This window comes from Brevundimonas sp. T2-11, assembly GCF_055397675.1.
Map to the genome: position 1 here is coordinate 2,225,202 of NZ_AP027920.1, position 16,445 is coordinate 2,241,646.

The following is a 16,445-nucleotide window of genomic DNA, read 5'->3' on the forward strand; positions in this document are numbered from 1 at the left end:
AATCTGACGGAGTCCTTGTCGCCACTATTCGGCGCACATCGGTCTTCAAGCAGTTCGACACCTGTTCGGCGGCGCAAGCCGTCCAAAGCTCTGGTCTATTCAGGACACGTCATGTCGCCCGCCGCCCTGCTTCTCGTTCTCGCCTCCCTTGACCCGGCCCCCGCCGCGGCGCCCGCGACGGCGCCGGAGGCCCCGCAGACACAGACCCCGGCCGTCCCGGCGATCGACGAACAGGAAGCCTATGACCTGGGCGAGATCCAGGCCGTCTCGACCCGACGTCGCGGCGCGGCGCTCGGCGACTACGAACCCGAACTGGTGCTGGATGAGGAACAGCTGAAAGCCTATGGCGCCAGCAGCATCCAGGAGCTGATGACCCTGCTGGAGCCGGTCACGCGCAGTTCGCGCGGCGGCTCGCCGGTCTTCCTGGTCAACGGCCGTCGCATCTCGGGCTTCCAGGAAATTCGCGGCATCCCGCCCGAAGCCATCGAACGCACCGAGATCCTGCCCGAGGAAACCGCCCTCTCCTACGGCTACAGCGCCGACCAGCGGGTGGTGAACTTCGTCCTCAAGGCCAACTTCCGTTCGCTGACTATGCAGGCCAGCGTCCGGCGCCCAGACGAGGGCGGCCGCACGGTCAGCGATCTGGAAAGCAACATCCTGCGCATCTCCGGAAAACAGCGCACCACCCTTGATCTCGAATACGAGAACGACAGCCCCCTGTTCGAGACCGAGCGCGACATCCAGCGCGAGGACGGCGACCCGACCGATTACCGCACCCTGCTGGCCAAGCAGGAACAGGCGTCGGTCGCCGGTTCGGTGGTTCGGGACCTGAACGACACCACCGCCCTGACGCTGAGCGCCAGTCTGGAAGACACCTCGCGGCTGTCCTACCAGGGTCTGCCGAGCGTCCAGCTGGCCCTGCCGCCGTCCAGCATTTCGGAACAGCTGTATCTGAACGCGCCTGACGCCCTGGCGCGCACCACCGACACCCTGGAGGGAAAGGTCGGGGCCTTGGTGGACGGCTATCTGGGCGACTGGCGCTGGACGCTGACGGGCGGCTATGACCGCACCGAGACCAAGACCCGCACCGGGCGCGGACTGGACCAGGACGCCCTGCAGGCGGGGGTGACGGCTGGCGCGATTGATCCCTTCGGCGACGCCGGCCAGCTGCCTCTGCTGCCCTTCGACACGGCGCGATCCGTGTCGAGCAGCGCCAATATCGAGGGCGTCATCAACGGCAACGCCTGGGAAGGCCCGGCGGGCGCCCTGGCCTCGACCTTCAAGATCGGTTTCGACACGCAGTCCCTGGATTCCGAAAGTGTGCGCTCCGGCGTCTTCTCGGAACGTTCGCTGTCGCGCGACCGGACCAGCGCATCCGGCAATTTCAACCTGCCGATCGCCAACCGCGACCGCGAGGTCCTGAGCGTGCTGGGCGACCTGTCGGCCAACCTGAACCTGGCTTATCAGGACCTGTCCGACTTCGGCGGGCTGAGCGCCTATACCCTGGGCCTGAACTGGTCGCCCTGGACGCCCATCAACTTCAACGTCAGCTGGAGCGACGAGCAGAACGCCCCGTCGATGTCGCAGCTGAACGACCCGACCATCTCGACGCCCAATGTGCCGGTCTATGACTTCGCCACCGGCCAGTCGGTCAACATCACCCGCATCGAGGGCGGCAACGCCGGCCTGTCCGAGGAAACCAAGCGCATCCTGAAGCTGGGCTTCAACTTCACGCCCCTGAAGGACAAGGACCTGCGCCTGACGGCCAACTACAGCCGCACCGAGGTCGAGGGGTCCATCGCGGCCTTCCCCACCATCACCCCGGAACTGGAAGCCGCCCTGCCCGAACGCTTCACGCGGGATCAGAGCGGCAACCTGCTGTCCATCGACGCCCGCCCGCTGAACTTCCAGAAGGCCGAGCAGCAGGAAATCCGCTGGGGCCTGAACTTCTCAACGCCGTTCGGCAAGCCCGACCCGGCGGCGGCGGCGCGCATGGGCCAGCGCGGTCCGGGCGGAGCCGGCGGGCCGGTCATGCGGGTCGAAGGCGGACCGCCTCCGGGCGGCGGCCCCGGCGCGGGCGGTCCCCCGCCCGGCGGCGGCATGCGCATGGGTCCCGGCGGCGGCGGACGCGGCAATCGCGGCGCGGCGATGCAGCCGGGTCAGGGCCGCTTCAACGTCTCGCTGTACCACACCTATCGCATTCAGGATGAGATCACGATCCGCGACGGCCTCCCGGTTCTGGATCTGCTGGACGGCGCGGCCACGGGATCGCGCGGCGGTCAGTCACGCAACGAGATCCAGTTCCAGATGGGCGTGTTCAAAAGCGGCATGGGCGGCTTCCTGAACGCCAACTGGAAGGAATCCACCCGGATCAACGGCGGCGACGACGCCAGCGATCTGACCTTCTCGGACCTGACGACGGTGAACCTGAACCTGTTCGCCGACCTGTCGTCGCGTCAGGCCTGGGTGGCGAAGTATCCGTGGCTGAAGGGCGCGCGGATCAGCGTCGGCATCGACAACATCTTCGACCAGAAGCTGGACGTGCGAAACGGCCTGGGCGAGACGCCCCTGTCCTATCAGCCCGACTATCTGGATCCGCTGGGCCGGACCTTCCGGATCAGCTTCCGCAAGATCCTGTTCTAGGAAAAAGGGCCCGGTCAGCGACCGGGCCTTTTGACTTCAGTGCGCCTCTTTGGGCGTTTCCATCAGTTCGATCAGCACCCCGCCCATCTCCCTGGGGTGCAGGAAGACGACCGGCGTGCCGTGAGCGCCGATGCGGGGCTCGCCGGTTCCCAGAATGGTCACGCCCTTGGCGCGCATCTGGGCGATGGCGTCGTGGATGTCGGCCACCTCGAAACAGACATGGTGCTGGCCGCCCTTGGGGTTCTTGGCCAGGAAGCCGGTGATCGGGCTGGTCTCATCATAGGGCTCGATCAGTTCGATCTGGGCCGTGGGGGTGTCGATGAAGCAGACCTTCACCCCCTGGGCGGGCAGGTCGAACGGCTCGCCGATCTTCGTCGCGCCCAGGATGTCGCGGTACAGCCTGATCGAGTCCGCGATCGAGGGCGTGGCGACGCCGACGTGGTTCAGGGCGCCAATCATCACTTCACATCCTTGGGCGTGGGCTGGGCGTAGCCCAGACGCAGGTTCAGTTTCTCGATCAGGTCCGCCGCCGTGTCGGCGATGACCGAACCGGGCGGATAGACGGCGGCCGCGCCCATATTCAGCAGGGGCTGCACGTCCGAGGGCGGGATGACGCCGCCAACCACGATCATGATGTCCTCGCGACCCAGCCTGGCCAGCTCGGCGCGCAGTTCGGGCACCAGCGTCAGGTGCCCCGCCGCCAGCGACGAGGCGCCGACCGCGTGGACGTTCTTCTCGACCGCGTCGCGCGCAGCCTCAGCGGGGGTCTGGAACAGCGACCCGGCGGTGACGTCGAAGCCGATGTCGCCGTAGCCGGTGGCGACGACCTTCTGGCCCCGGTCGTGGCCGTCCTGGCCCAGCTTGGCGATCAGGATGCGCGGCGGGCCGCCGTCATTCTCCACGAAGGTGGCGACCATATCGCGGGCGCGGGCGACCTTGGGATCATTGCCCGCCTCCTTGCCATAGACGCCCGAGACGGTCTTCACCGTGGCGATATGGCGACCGAAGGCGGCCTCCAGCGCGTCGGAGATCTCGCCCACCGTGGCCTTGGCGCGGGCGGCCTGAACCGCCAGTTCCAGAAGGTTGGCGGTTCCGCGTGCGCCAGCCGTCAGGGCTTCCAGCGCGGCGTCGGTCGCGGCCTGATCGCGCTCGGCGCGCAACTTCTTCAGCTTGTCGATCTGGGCGGCCAGAACGGCGGCGTTGTCGACCTTCAGCATCGGAATGTCGTCGGGCGCAGCGTTCAGATAGCGGTTCACGCCGACCACGGTCTGCTTGCCGGTGTCGATGCGGGCCTGGGTCTTGGCCGCCGCCTCCTCGATGCGCAGCTTGGGAATGCCGGCTTCGATGGCCTTGGCCATGCCGCCCGCCGCCTCGACCTCGGCCATCAGGGCGCGGGCCCGGTTCGCCAGATCATGCGTCAGGCGCTCGACGTAGAAGCTGCCGCCCCAGGGGTCGATGGTGCGGGTCAGGCCCGTCTCCATCTGCAGCAGGATCTGCGTGTTGCGCGCGATCCGGGCGGAAAAGTCGGTCGGCAGGGCAAGCGCCTCGTCCAGGGCGTTAGTGTGCAGGCTCTGGGTCTGACCGCCCGCCGCCGCCATGGCCTCGACCATGGTGCGCGACACGTTGTTGAACACGTCCTGCGCCGCCAGCGACCAGCCCGAGGTCTGGCAGTGCGTCCGCAGCGACAGCGACCGCTGGTCCTTCGGCGAGAACTTCTCGGCGACCTTTTCGGCCCACAGCAGGCGGCCGGCCCGCATCTTGGCCACCTCCATGAAGTAGTTCATGCCGATGGCCCAGAAGAAGGACAGGCGCGGCGCGAAGCGGTCCACGTCCATGCCCGCGTCGACGCCGGCCTTGATGTATTCCAGGCCGTCCGACAGCGTGTAGGCCAGCTCGATCTCAGCCGAGGCCCCGGCCTCCTGCATGTGATAGCCGGAGATGGAGATGGAGTTGAACTTCGGCGTCTCCTGCGCGGTCCAGGCGAAGATGTCCGAGATGATCCGCATCGAGGGTTCGGGCGGATAGATGTAGGTGTTGCGGACCATGAACTCCTTCAGAATGTCGTTCTGAATGGTCCCGGTCAGGGACGCGTGCGGCACGCCCTGCTCTTCGGCCGCCACGACATAGAGGGCCAGGATCGGCAGGACGGCGCCGTTCATGGTCATGGACACCGACATCTGATCCAGCGGGATGCCGTCGAACAGGGTCCGCATGTCCAGAATGCTGTCGATGGCCACGCCGGCCATGCCGACGTCGCCCTTCACGCGCGGGTGGTCGCTGTCATAGCCGCGGTGGGTGGCCAGATCGAAGGCGATCGACAGGCCCTTTTGGCCCGCCGCCAGGTTGCGGCGATAGAAGGCGTTGGACTCCTCGGCGGTCGAGAAGCCCGCGTACTGGCGGATGGTCCACGGATTGCCCGCATACATGGTCGGATAGGGCCCGCGCATATAGGGGGCGAAGCCCGGCAGGCCATGGATGGCGTCGAGGCCTTCCAGCGCCTCGGGGCCGTAAGCCGTCTCGACCGCCAGGCCCTCGGGCGTCAGCCAGGGGTCGCGCGCAGGACCGGCGCCGGTGGCGGTCAGGTCGAGGTCGATCTTGGAAAAGTCAGGGAAGCTCATTGAACAGCCTCCTCGGACGCGATTTCAAAGGGCGCGGCGAAGCGCACCGGGGTCAGGGCGCCGTGGCGCAGCGGCGCATCGACGGGATCAGCCGCCTCGACCGGGGCCGGGCGCGGATCGGGATCGACGTATTTGGTGACGCCGACCATGTGGCGGGCCCCGTCCTTCAGCGCGGCTTCCAGCTGACCGCGCGCGCGTTCGACGCGCGGCTGGATCAGGTGGTGCTTCAGGGCCTCGACCACGCCGCCTTCGGCTTCGATCGACTGGAGCTCTTTCCAGCCGGCCTCGGCCAGATCGCGGGTGCGGCTGTCCAGGAACCAGGAGCCAGCGGCGGGGTCGTCGACCCGGCCCAGATTGGCCTCTTCCATCAGCACCAGTTGAGTGTTGCGGGCCTGACGGCGGGCGAAGGCGTCGGGACGGCCCTCGGCGCGGGTGAAGCCGTCCAGCACCACCACGTCGGCGCCGCCGACAGCCCCGGCGAAACCGGCGGCGGTCAGGCGCAGCAGGTTCGGCCAGGGATCGCGCGCCGACAGCATCCGCCGCGACGAACGGGCCTCAATGATCGCCGGGATCTCATGCCCGAAGGCCTTGCTGACGCTGGCCCAGATCAGGCGCATGGCCCGCACCTTGGCCAGAGCGTCGAAATATTCGGCATCGACCGAGACGCCCAGAACCACGCCCTTCAGCGCCTGTTCAGTCGTCAGGCCCGCCAGAACGGAGGCCTTGACGTAGGCCACGGCGCTGGCGGCGGCGAAGGCCAGTTCCTGCCCCGCCGAACCGCCGGCCTCGTGCACCACGCGGCCCGAGGCGAGGAAGAGCCTGGCCTCGGGATAGGCCTCAGCCAGACGCACAGCGGCCTCGGCGGCCTCGGTCACGGCGGCGTCGATGTCGCCTTCAGCCGCCTCGGCATAGGCCGAGATGGGATCGAGGTGGAACTGCAGCTGGGCGCGGGGCGAGCCCTTGGCCACGGCCGACAGGGCCTCGGCGGCCTTCACGCCATCAAAGCCCGCGTCCAGCGCCACCGGCGCCAGTTCCAGAGCCACGCCGTCGAGCGCGGCGGCCATCGCCGCCTCGTCGGTGGTGAACGCGCCCCTCAGCATCACCGAGGCGGCGCCGTTTTCAAGGTCGGTCAGGACGGCGGCATTGATCGCCGTCGCCTCGTCGCCCTCGACCAGGGTGCGCAGGTCCCACGCCCGCCCTTCGGCGTCCGTGGTGCGCGGCGCGCGCAGCGCCTGCACCCCGGTTGCGTCGGCATAGAGCGGCCGGATGATCAGGCCGTCGGCGTCGAGGTGCAGCAGGCTTTCAATCGCCCGCCCCTTCAGCGCCTTCTCGGCCTGTTCCCGCCACTCCAGCGGGCTCGGCGTGGGAAAGGTCGTCATTTACGCAAACTCCACCAGCACGTCGTCGGCGGCTACCGGATCGCCGGCCTTGGCCCCGACCGCCTTCACCACGCCGTCACGCTCGGCCTTGAGGATGTTCTGCATCTTCATGGCTTCGATGATGGCGACGGTCTCGCCCGACTTGACCTCCTGACCGACGGACACGGGGATGTCGACGACCAGACCCGGCATGGGCGACAGCACCAGCTTGGAGGTGTCGGCGGCGACCTTTTCAGGCAGGCGCTGATACATCTCGGCGGCGCGCGGGGTCAGGACGCGGACCCGCGCCCTGGCCGCCCGATGGCGGATGTCGAAGCCGTCGGGCGCGCGCTTGACCTCGGCGGTAAAGGGCTCGTCGTCCAGCACGGCGCGGAACTGGGCCATGCCCGGACGCCAGTCGATTTCCGACAGGGTCAGGTCGCGCTCGTCCAGCGAGATGACCAGGTCCTCGGCCTCATCGTAGGACAGCGACACCGCGTGGGCCTCGCGGTCGATCAGGACGGTCCAGTCGGTGCGTTCCGAGGGATCGCCCGCCTGCTCGGCCAGGACCTCGTTCATCGCCGCGGCCACGGTGATGAAGACGTCCTTCTGCGCCTCGCTGGGGGCCAGACCGTGGAAGCCCTCGGGGAACTCGTCCTTGATGTAGCTGGTCGACAGCTCGCCGGACTTGAAGCGGTCCTGATCCATCACCGCCGACAGGAAGGGCACGTTGTGGCCCAAACCCGACAGGTGGGTGTCCTCCAGCGCACGGGCCATGCCCTCGACGGCGGCGTCGCGCGTCTCGCCCCAGGCGCACAGCTTGGCGATCATGGGGTCGTAGAACATGCTGATCTCGTCGCCCTCGCGGACGCCGGAATCGTTGCGGACGGTGTAGTCGCCCTGATCGCCCTCTTCCGGCTGCTCATAGCGCACCAGACGACCGATCGAGGGCAGGAAGCCGCGATAGGGGTCCTCGGCGTAGATGCGGCTTTCGATGGCCCAGCCGTTGATCGACAGGTCTTCCTGCTTGAAGCCCATGGTCTCGCCCGCCGCCGAACGGATCATCTGCTCGACCAGATCGACGCCGGTGATCAGCTCCGTCACCGGGTGCTCGACCTGCAGACGGGTGTTCATTTCCAGGAAGTAGAAGCTGCGGTCCTGACCGGCCACGAACTCGACCGTGCCGGCGGAATCGTAGTTGACGGCGCGGGCCAGAGCCACGGCCTGATCGCCCATGGCCTTGCGCGTGGCGTCGTCCAGCAGGGGCGACGGCGCCTCTTCGATGACCTTCTGGTTGCGGCGCTGGATCGAGCATTCGCGGTCGAACAGCGAGACGATGTTGCCGTGCTTGTCGCCCAGCACCTGGATCTCGATGTGGCGCGGATTGACGATGAACTTCTCGAGGAAGACCCGGTCGTCGCCAAAGGCGGTCAGGGCCTCGGCCTTCACCGCGGCGAAACCCTCGGCCATGTCGGCGTCGGAATGGGCGACGCGGATGCCCTTGCCGCCGCCGCCGGCGCTGGCCTTGATCATGACCGGATAGCCGATTTCGTTGGCGATCTTCACCGCCTCGTCGGTCGACTCGATCAGACCCATGTGGCCCGGCACGGTCGAGACACCCGCTTCAGCCGCGAACTTCTTGGACGTGATCTTGTCGCCCATGGCCTCGATGGCGTGCGGGTTCGGGCCGATGAAGGTGATGCCCTCGGCCTCCAGACGACGCGCGAAGACCGGGTTTTCCGACAGGAAGCCGAAGCCGGGGTGGACCGCCTCGGCGCCCGACTGGCGCACCGCGTCCACGATCTTGTCCTGGATCAGATAGGACTGGGCGGCGGGCGACGGACCGATGTGGATGGTCTCGTCGGCCATCTCGCAGGCCAGCGAACCGGCGTCGGCGTCCGAATAAACGAGCACCGTCTTGATGCCCATCTTGCGGCAGGTCTTGATGATGCGAACCGCGATCTCGCCCCGGTTGGCGATCAGAATTTTCTTGAACATTTCTGGGCCTTAGAGCGGAATGTTGTCGTGCTTCTTCCAGGGATTCTCCTGGGTCTTGTTCTTCAGCGTCTTCAGGGCCTTGATCAGGCGACGGCGGGTGCCGTGGGGCATGATGACGTCGTCGATGTAGCCGAGGCCCGCCGCCACGAAGGGGTTGGCGAAGCGTTCCTTGTATTCGGCCTCGCGCGCCGCCAGGGCCTCGGGGTCGCCGGCCTCCTTGCGGAAGATGATCTCGACCGCGCCCTTGGCGCCCATGACCGCGATCTCGGCGGTGGGCCAGGCGTAGTTGACGTCGCCGCGCAGGTGTTTGGAGCTCATGACGTCATAGGCGCCGCCATAGGCCTTGCGCGTGATGACCGTCAGCTTGGGCACGGTGGCCTCGGCATAGGCGAACAGCAGCTTGGCGCCGTGCTTGATCAGGGCGCCGTACTCCTGCTTGGTGCCCGGCATGAAGCCCGGAACGTCCACCAGCGTCACCAGCGGGATGTGGAAGGCGTCGCAGAAGCGGACGAAGCGGGCAGCCTTGCGGCTGCTGTCGATGTCCAGAACGCCCGCCAGCACCTGGGGCTGGTTGGCGACGATGCCGACGGTCTGGCCGTCCAGACGGCCTAAGCCGCAGACGATGTTCTTGGCGAAGTCAGCGCCGATCTCGAAGAAGTCGGCCTCGTCGACCGTCTTCAGGATCAGCTCCTTCATGTCGTAGGGCTGGTTCGGATTGGTCGGGACCAGGGTGTCCAGCGAGGCCTCGTCGCGATCCGCCTCGTCATAGCTGTCGCGCACCGGGGGCTTTTCGCGGTTCGACAGGGGCAGGAAGCCGATCAGGCGGCGGACCTCGGACAAGGCCTCCAGATCATTCTCGAAGGCGCCGTCGGCGACCCCCGACTTGCCGGCGTGGACGCGGGCGCCGCCCAGGTCCTCGTGGCTGACCACCTCGTTGGTGACGGTCTTCACCACGTCCGGGCCGGTCACGTACATGTAGGACGTGTCCTTCACCATGAAGATGAAGTCGGTGATGGCGGGCGAATAGACGTCGCCGCCCGCGCACGGGCCCATGATGACCGAGATCTGCGGGATGACGCCCGAGGCCAGCGTGTTCTGCAGGAAGATGTCGGCGTAACCGGCGAGGCTCTCCACGCCTTCCTGAATACGGGCGCCGCCCGCATCGAACAGGCCGATGATCGGGGCGCCGGCCGTCAGGGCCATCTTCTGGATCTTGACGATCTTGGCCGCGTGGGCGCCCGACAGGGAGCCGCCGAAGACGGTGAAATCCTTCGAGAAGACATAGACCAGACGACCGCCGATGGTGCCGCGTCCGGTGACGACGCCGTCGCCGGGGATGCGCTGCTGGTCCATGCCGAAGTCGTGGCTGCGGTGCTCCACGAACATGTCGGTCTCTTCGAAGCTGCCTTCGTCCAGCAGCACTTCGATGCGTTCGCGCGCGGTCAGCTTGCCCTTGGCGTGCTGGCTCTCGATGCGCTTTTGACCACCGCCCAGTTTGGCGGCGGCGCGACGGCGCTCGAGTTCCTCGAGGATGGCCTGGCTCATGGTTTGGGCGACTCCCTGAAATCTTTCGTGATCACCAAGCCGCTTCGTTGCAAAAAGGCAATCGCAACTTTGCAAAAGGGGCGTAAGTGCGTAAGCCTGCCAAGGTCGATGGACTGTTTTGCAAAGTTGCGATGGCGGAAAAACTCTATCTCGGGGCCAAGGTGCGCAAGCTGCGCGAGGCGCGCGGCTGGACGCTGGAAGCCTGCGCCGGGCGGCTGGCCCTGTCGCCCAGCTACCTGTCGCAGATCGAGACCAATCAACGCCCGGCGACGGCGCGGGTTCTGATCGCCCTGACGCGGGCCTTCGACGTGGACGCCAGCCTGTTCGATCTGGACGGCGACGCCCGCCTGATCGCCGACCTGCGCGAGGCCGTCACCGACGTGGCCGGTCACGCCGAGGCGCCGTCCGCCGTCGAGCTCAAGCAGGCGGTGGCGACGACGCCGCGGCTGGCGCGACAGTTCCTGGCCCTGCATCAGGACTACCGCCGCCTCGACGAGCGGCTGAAGACCCTGAACGAGACCCTGGGCCGGGACGAGCGGGCGCAAGCGGCCCCCGCCCTGCCCTACGAGGCCGTGCGCGACTTCTTCCACTATCGCGACAACTACATCGACGGGCTGGATCAGGCGGCAGAGGCGCTGGCGGAACAGCTGGGCCTCGGCGCGGGCGGCCATCCCGAGCGCGATCTGGAGGCGGCGCTGAACGACCTGTGCGGGGTGCGACTGGCCACCGGCGAGGGACGCGGGGCCATGCGGCGCTTCGATCCGGCGGCGCGCATCCTCTATGTGGACGCCAGCCTGCCCGGCGCGACGCGATCCTTCCTGATGGCGCACCAGCTGGTGTTGCTGCGCTTCCACGACCTGATCGAGCATGAGCTGGACCGCGCGGCCTTCGACATTCCCGCCGCGCGCGACGTCTGCCGGGTCGGTCTGGCCAACTATGCGGCGGGGGCCTTGCTGCTGCCCTATCGTCGCTTCCTTGACGCGGCGCGCGAGCTTCGTCACGACGTGGACCGGCTGAGGAACCGTTTCCACGTCAGCTTCGAGCAGGTCTGCCACCGGCTGAGCACCCTGCAACGCCCCGGCTGGCGCGGCGTGCCCTTCTATTTCGCGCGGGTGGACATGGCCGGGAACATCACCAAGCGGCACAGCGCCACGCGCTTCCAGTTCGCCCGCTTCGGCGGCGCCTGCCCGCTGTGGAACGTGCACGAGGCCTTCGGGGCGCCGGACCGCATCCTGGTCAATCTGTCGGAAATGCCGGACGGATCGCGCTACATCTGCATCGCCAAGAGCGTGTCCAAGCCGGGCGGGTCCTATCTGGAGCCCGATCGCCGCTACGCGCTCGGCCTCGGCTGCGAGATCGAGCATGCCCGTTCTCTGGTCTACGCCGAAGGCCTGGATTTGAACGGACCGCCGACGCGCATGGGGGTCAGCTGCCGCATCTGCGAGCGGACCGATTGCACCCAGCGCGCCTTCCCTCCGATCGACCGCATCCTGCGCGTTCCAGAAAACAGCCGAGGCGTGATACCCTATTCTCTGGAAGCCGATCCGCGCCCTGGGGCGTTGTAGAGCCGCAAGCTCTATCGGCTGCATGAGGGAGACTGCCGGATGCGCCACATCCTCCTTGCCGTCGCCGCCGCGTCCGCCCTTGCCGCCTCAGGGACGGCGAGCGCCGAAACCGTTCAGGTGACGATCAACCTCCATATTCCCGTGTCCTGCGGCGCCCGTCTGATCGGAGCGGTTCCCGTGGGCGACCGGGTCGAAGTCGCCGTCCGGCGAACCTGCAACACCCCCCACGCCCTGACCTTGAGCGGCCCCGGCATGGACAAGGCGTCGGTGACGGAGCTGAACTCACGCGCCGTGCGCCCGGCGCAGCAGGCCGTGTTCAGGCACACGGCCCTGACCAGCGACACCACGGATCATTTCGTGATCGAAGGCGCGACCGACGTGGCTCGAACAGCCGCAGGCCTGCAGGTCGCCATCGGCGCCCTTTAACGAAAAGACCGACGCCGGAAGATCCGACGTCGGCCTGAAGTTCGAAGCGCCCGTCAGCCCATCGTCGGGATGACGAAGGAGCTGTCTGCATGCTCCAGTTCGCTGTCGGGCCAGCGGGCCGTGACCGTCTTGGTCTTGGTCCAGAAGCGCAGACCTTCCATGCCGTGCTGGTTGATGTCGCCGAAGGCCGAACGCTTCCAGCCGCCGAACGAGTGATAGGCCACCGGCACCGGGATCGGCACATTGATGCCGACCATGCCGACGTTGACGCGGGCGGCGAAGTCGCGGGCCGCGCGGCCGTTCTGGGTGAAGATAGCGACGCCGTTGCCGTACTGATGCTTGCTGGGCAGGCTCAGCGCCTCCTCGAAGCTGGCCGCGCGCATGATCTGCAGCACCGGACCGAAGATCTCTTCCTTGTAGGACTCCATCTCCGGCTTGACGTGGTCGAACAGCGACGGGCCGATGAAGAAGCCCTTCTCGTGCCCCTGCAGGCTGAACTCGCGGCCGTCGACGACCAGTTCGGCGCCTTCTTCCACGCCCTTGTTGATCCAGCCCAGGACCTTGTCCTTGTGGGTCTGGGTGACGACGGGGCCGTAGTGAGCCTCGGCGTCGGTCGAGACGCCGACACGCAGGTTGGGGATTTCGGAAACCAGGCGCTCGCGCAGTTCATCGGCGGTGCGCTGACCGACCGGCACCACCACCGGCAGGGCCATGCAGCGCTCGCCGGCCGAGCCATAGGCCGCGCCGGTCAGGTCCTTGATCACCTGATCCATGTCGGCGTCAGGCAGGACGATGCCGTGGTTCTTGGCGCCGCCCATGGCCTGGACGCGTTTCCCGTGCTGGGCGCCCATCTGATAGACGTAGTGAGCAATGTCGGACGAGCCGACGAAGCTGACGGCGTGGATGTCGGGGTGGGTCAGGATGGCGTCGACCGCCACCTTGTCGCCGTGGACGACGTTCAGCACGCCCTTGGGCGCGCCCGCCTCCATCATCAGCTCGCCCAGACGCACCGGCAGCGACGGGTCACGCTCCGACGGCTTCAGGATGAAGGTATTGCCGGCGGCGATCGCCATGCCGAACATCCACATCGGGATCATGCCGGGGAAGTTGAACGGGGTGATGCCCGCCACCACGCCCAGCGGCTGACGCATGGAATAGACGTCGATGCCGGGGCCTGCGCCCTGGGTGTATTCGCCCTTCAGCGCGTGGGGGATGCCGCAGGCGAACTCGATGACTTCCAGACCGCGCTGGATGTCGCCCTTGGAGTCAGCAATGACCTTGCCGTGTTCCGAGGACAGCAGTTCGGCCAGCTCGTTCATATTGGCCTCGACCAGGCGCTTGAACTCGAACATGACGCGGGCGCGGCGCTGAGGGTTGGTGCTGGCCCAGCCCTCGAACGCGGCCTGCGCGGCCTGAACCGCGCGGTCCAGTTCCGACGGGGTCGCCAGTTGGACGCGGGCCTGAACCTCGCCGGTGTTGGGGTTGAACACGTCGCCGAAACGGCCCGATGCGCCGTCGAAGGCCGCACCGTCGATGAAGTGGCGAATGTCGCGCATTGAGGCGTTTCCCTATGATGTCGTTATTCGTTCCAGCATGGCCTAGCAGACGAACGCGCCTCCACCCATTGCAATCTTGCATCCTATGCTGTGCATTCCTGCAATGTTCGACTGGGACGACGTTCGCATCTTCATCGCCGCCGCGCGCGCGGGATCGCTGGCGACAGCGGCGCAGCGGCTAGGCATCGACGCGGCCACGGTGGGCCGACGCGTGGCGCGGCTGGAGACGGCGCTGAAGTCTACCCTGGTGGTGCGCTCGGCCTCCGGCCTGCTGTTGACGGCGGCGGGGGCGCAACTGCTGGAGACCGCGCTCGACGCCGAAAGCGCCATGGAGGCCGCCGAGCGCGTGACGCGGCCCGACCTGATCGCCGGCACGGTGCGGATCAGCGCCTCTGAGGGTTTCGGCGGCGCCGTCCTGGCCCCCGCCCTGCCCGGTCTTCTGGCGGCGCATCCGGGGCTGAATATCGAATTGGCCGCCAGTTCCGGCTTCCTGTCGCCCAGTCGGCGCGAGGTGGACATGGCCATCACCCTGAGCCCGGCCGCCAGTCCGCGCCTGATCGTCGAGCCGCTGACGCCCTATCAGCTGGCGCTCTACGCCGCGCCCGAACATGTGCAACGGCATGGCGCACCCGAGACGGTAGACGACCTGCCCCGCTTCGACATCGTCGGCTACGTCGATGACCTGATCTATGCCCCGGAACTGCATTACCTGGACGAGATCAGGCCTAATCTGCGGCCGCGCTTGGCCTCCTCCTCGATCCGGGCCCAGCGAGACATGATCGCGGCGGGCGGTGGGATCGGGGTCCTGCCCTGCTTCCTGGCCGAGGGGCTGATGCGGGTCCTGCCCGACGCCGTCCTGATCGAGCGCCGCTTCTGGCTCAGCACCCACCGCGAGGTGCACGGTACGGCGCGGCTGAAGGCGGCGCGGCGGTGGATCAAGACCCTGTGCCGCGACGCCGCCGAGCGGCTTTCTCCCTACTAGAGGCCCAGCAGATCCGACCAGCGCCACTGGCCGGTCCCCAGCGCCAGCTTGGGCGCGCCGGGATCGTCGCTGAGGGTCACGACCACATAGCCGCGCACCGTCTGCGACTTGCACTCGCGCGGCGAGAAGCCGACCACCACGGCGACGGCCTGACGCACGCCGGCCAGACCCTTGCCGTCCTGACCGGGGCTCAGCACCCAGTCGCCGTTCCAGATGACGATGGCCCGACCACGCGCGCCGGACGACTGATAGGCCTCGGTCAGACGCGCCCGGATACGCGGATCGTCGCGCAAGGCGTTCTGCAGACGCTCGACCATGTTGCAGACCCCGCCCCTCCCCGATCCGGACCCTGAGCCTGAACCGGCGCCCGATCCTGTGCCCGCCCCTGTTCCCGCGCCGCTGCCGGCGCCCGCGCCACCGCCCGCCGTCATGGCCCCGGCCAGGGCGCTGTCGCCCAGAAAGACGTAGGAAACGCTGGGCTCAGGCGCGGTGATCGGCACAGGCTCCACGGTCGGAGATCGCGGGGCCGGGCGACTGGGCCGCGGAATCGGCCGGGCGACCGGCGCCGGCGCCGCCTTCGTCGGGGCCTTCACCGGCGAAGGCGACGGCGCAGGCTTGGGTTCAGGCGTCGGGGAGGCGGCGGGCTGACCGCCTCCGACTTCCTTTTCCGCAGGCTCCGGCTCAGGAGGCGGCGGCAGGGGCTCCACGAGCTCCACCTCCACCGCCCTCCATTCCGGTGGAAAGACCGGCGTCTTCACGGGGGCCAACAGGATGACGAGCAGCACCAAGGCATGCGCCAGAAGACTGACCGTCACGGTCGCCGACCGCATGAACCGCCGCTTGCGACGCGGCGCTCTCATTCGGCCCCTCCGGACAGAAGATGCATGTCAGTATGGTAAAGCTTCGCCATTGATACTCTGAAGTCGAACTCGAAACCCATGACCGCCACATTGGAGATCATTCGCACACGTCAGGATCATGGCGCTCGAAGCATAACGTTCGAGAGCAGCGAAAAACGCAGATATCTCAAATTTTTCTATAGTTAAGCTGGCACCTTTTCTTTCGTCGCGCGTCTCTACCGCGCCGTTCCTGCGCAAACAGGACTGCTTGCGCATGAATCCGGGAATAGCGCACCGGGACGAAGGAGACTGAACTTGATCAAACTGACCTCTCGCGCGATCGCTGTGTCCAGCATCGTGCTGATCGGCGGCCTGGCCGCCAGCGGCTGCGCCAGCCACCGTTTCGTCCGCGACAACGTCGCCGTGGTCGATGGCCGCGTGACCGAAGTCGATAACCACCTGACCCAGGTCGAAGGCACCGCAGGGGAAGCCCTGAACCGCGCCAACGCCGCGCACAAACTGGCCGAAGGCAAGTTCCTGTACGAAGTCGTGCTGTCGGACGACTCGGTGAAATTCCCGGTCAACCGCGACGCCCTTTCGCCTGAAGCCGAACAGCGCCTGGCCGAACTGGTCCAGCGTCTGAAGGCCGAGAACCGCAACGTCTATCTGGAAATCCAGGGCCACACCGACTCGTCGGGCGACACCCACCAGAATGAAATGCTGGGCCAATCGCGCGCCGAAGCGGTCCGCCGCTTCCTCAGCGACCAGGGCATCGCCCTGAACCGCATGGCCACCATCTCCTACGGTGAAACCAAGCCGGTCGCGCCGAACAACACGCGCGAAGGCCGCGCCCAGAACCGTCGCGTCGCGATCGTCGTTCTCAGCTGATCCGGAGGCGGCGGCTCACGGCAGGGC

General features: G+C 67.4%; 12 protein-coding genes. 5 read left to right on the top strand and 7 right to left on the bottom strand.

The genetic code is table 11. The features are described from left to right. Positions 1 to 111 precede the first annotated feature (111 nt). Entirely contained in the window at positions 112 to 2,643 is a 2,532-nt protein-coding gene (locus ACZ5XO_RS10880; RefSeq protein ID WP_464162369.1) for a TonB-dependent receptor, read from the top strand. Positions 2,644 to 2,679: 36 nt separating this feature from the next. Here the strand turns inward: ACZ5XO_RS10880 and mce are convergent, their stop codons facing one another. The 5 genes from mce to ACZ5XO_RS10905 are packed head-to-tail and all read right to left on the bottom strand — an operon-like array spanning position 2,680 to position 10,162. Beyond that, positions 2,680 to 3,102 (bottom strand): methylmalonyl-CoA epimerase, encoded by a 423-nt coding sequence (gene mce, locus ACZ5XO_RS10885; RefSeq protein WP_464162370.1) that lies wholly within the window; start codon positions 3,100 to 3,102, stop codon positions 2,680 to 2,682. After that, entirely contained in the window at positions 3,102 to 5,261 is a 2,160-nt protein-coding gene (scpA, locus tag ACZ5XO_RS10890) for a methylmalonyl-CoA mutase (protein WP_464162371.1), read from the bottom strand. The genes mce and scpA overlap by 1 nt, the downstream gene beginning before the upstream one ends. Next, positions 5,258 to 6,640 carry a methylmalonyl-CoA mutase family protein gene (locus ACZ5XO_RS10895; RefSeq protein WP_464162372.1) on the bottom strand — a complete coding sequence of 461 codons (1,383 nt, stop codon included), beginning with the start codon at positions 6,638 to 6,640 and terminating at the stop codon, positions 5,258 to 5,260. Before ACZ5XO_RS10895 ends, scpA begins: the two co-directional genes overlap by 4 nt. Further along, positions 6,641 to 8,617: an acetyl-CoA carboxylase biotin carboxylase subunit gene (locus ACZ5XO_RS10900; RefSeq protein WP_464162373.1), complete on the bottom strand. Its 1,977-nt coding sequence runs from the start codon at positions 8,615 to 8,617 to the stop codon at positions 6,641 to 6,643. Between the two features lie 9 nt (positions 8,618 to 8,626). Continuing rightward, positions 8,627 to 10,162: an acyl-CoA carboxylase subunit beta gene (locus ACZ5XO_RS10905; protein ID WP_464162374.1), complete on the bottom strand. Its 1,536-nt coding sequence runs from the start codon at positions 10,160 to 10,162 to the stop codon at positions 8,627 to 8,629. Between the two features lie 131 nt (positions 10,163 to 10,293). Between ACZ5XO_RS10905 and ACZ5XO_RS10910 the strand changes: the two genes are divergently transcribed. Together ACZ5XO_RS10910 and ACZ5XO_RS10915 are read left to right on the top strand one after the other, a co-directional pair. Next, positions 10,294 to 11,727 carry a short-chain fatty acyl-CoA regulator family protein gene (locus ACZ5XO_RS10910; RefSeq protein ID WP_464162375.1) on the top strand — a complete coding sequence of 478 codons (1,434 nt, stop codon included), beginning with the start codon at positions 10,294 to 10,296 and terminating at the stop codon, positions 11,725 to 11,727. Positions 11,728 to 11,766: 39 nt separating this feature from the next. Further along, positions 11,767 to 12,153 (top strand): hypothetical protein, encoded by a 387-nt coding sequence (locus tag ACZ5XO_RS10915; protein WP_464162376.1) that lies wholly within the window; start codon positions 11,767 to 11,769, stop codon positions 12,151 to 12,153. A gap of 53 nt (positions 12,154 to 12,206) precedes the next feature. Here ACZ5XO_RS10915 and ACZ5XO_RS10920 read toward each other — a convergent pair whose 3' ends face one another. After that, positions 12,207 to 13,709: a CoA-acylating methylmalonate-semialdehyde dehydrogenase gene (locus ACZ5XO_RS10920; protein ID WP_464162377.1), complete on the bottom strand. Its 1,503-nt coding sequence runs from the start codon at positions 13,707 to 13,709 to the stop codon at positions 12,207 to 12,209. A 103-nt stretch (positions 13,710 to 13,812) separates the two neighbouring features. Between ACZ5XO_RS10920 and ACZ5XO_RS10925 the strand changes: the two genes are divergently transcribed. Continuing rightward, positions 13,813 to 14,691: a LysR family transcriptional regulator gene (locus ACZ5XO_RS10925; RefSeq protein WP_464162378.1), complete on the top strand. Its 879-nt coding sequence runs from the start codon at positions 13,813 to 13,815 to the stop codon at positions 14,689 to 14,691. Here ACZ5XO_RS10925 and ACZ5XO_RS10930 read toward each other — a convergent pair. Next, entirely contained in the window at positions 14,688 to 15,521 is an 834-nt protein-coding gene (locus ACZ5XO_RS10930) for a hypothetical protein (protein ID WP_464162379.1), read from the bottom strand. The two genes, ACZ5XO_RS10925 and ACZ5XO_RS10930, sit on opposite strands and share 4 nt — an antisense overlap. A gap of 324 nt (positions 15,522 to 15,845) precedes the next feature. On the opposite strand from ACZ5XO_RS10930, the gene ACZ5XO_RS10935 reads away from it, so the two are divergent. Further along, the gene (locus ACZ5XO_RS10935) at positions 15,846 to 16,418 is read left to right on the top strand and encodes an OmpA family protein (RefSeq protein ID WP_464162380.1); all 573 of its coding nucleotides are present in this window, start codon (positions 15,846 to 15,848) and stop codon (positions 16,416 to 16,418) included. The last annotated feature ends 27 nt before the right edge of the window (positions 16,419 to 16,445 follow it).

Excerpts from the sequence above, each read along its gene's own strand:
- ACZ5XO_RS10925 (WP_464162378.1), top strand. The coding sequence starts at position 13,813 with ATGTTCGACTGGGACGACGTTCGCATCTTCATCGCCGCCGCGCGCGCG.
- ACZ5XO_RS10900 (WP_464162373.1), bottom strand. The coding sequence starts at position 8,617 with ATGTTCAAGAAAATTCTGATCGCCAACCGGGGCGAGATCGCGGTTCGC.
- scpA (WP_464162371.1), bottom strand. The coding sequence starts at position 5,261 with ATGAGCTTCCCTGACTTTTCCAAGATCGACCTCGACCTGACCGCCACC.
- ACZ5XO_RS10930 (WP_464162379.1), bottom strand. The coding sequence starts at position 15,521 with ATGCGGTCGGCGACCGTGACGGTCAGTCTTCTGGCGCATGCCTTGGTG.
- ACZ5XO_RS10915 (WP_464162376.1), top strand. The coding sequence starts at position 11,767 with ATGCGCCACATCCTCCTTGCCGTCGCCGCCGCGTCCGCCCTTGCCGCC.
- mce (WP_464162370.1), bottom strand. The coding sequence starts at position 3,102 with ATGATTGGCGCCCTGAACCACGTCGGCGTCGCCACGCCCTCGATCGCG.
- ACZ5XO_RS10920 (WP_464162377.1), bottom strand. The coding sequence starts at position 13,709 with ATGCGCGACATTCGCCACTTCATCGACGGTGCGGCCTTCGACGGCGCA.
- ACZ5XO_RS10895 (WP_464162372.1), bottom strand. The coding sequence starts at position 6,640 with ATGACGACCTTTCCCACGCCGAGCCCGCTGGAGTGGCGGGAACAGGCC.
- ACZ5XO_RS10910 (WP_464162375.1), top strand. The coding sequence starts at position 10,294 with ATGGCGGAAAAACTCTATCTCGGGGCCAAGGTGCGCAAGCTGCGCGAG.
- ACZ5XO_RS10905 (WP_464162374.1), bottom strand. The coding sequence starts at position 10,162 with ATGAGCCAGGCCATCCTCGAGGAACTCGAGCGCCGTCGCGCCGCCGCC.
- ACZ5XO_RS10880 (WP_464162369.1), top strand. The coding sequence starts at position 112 with ATGTCGCCCGCCGCCCTGCTTCTCGTTCTCGCCTCCCTTGACCCGGCC.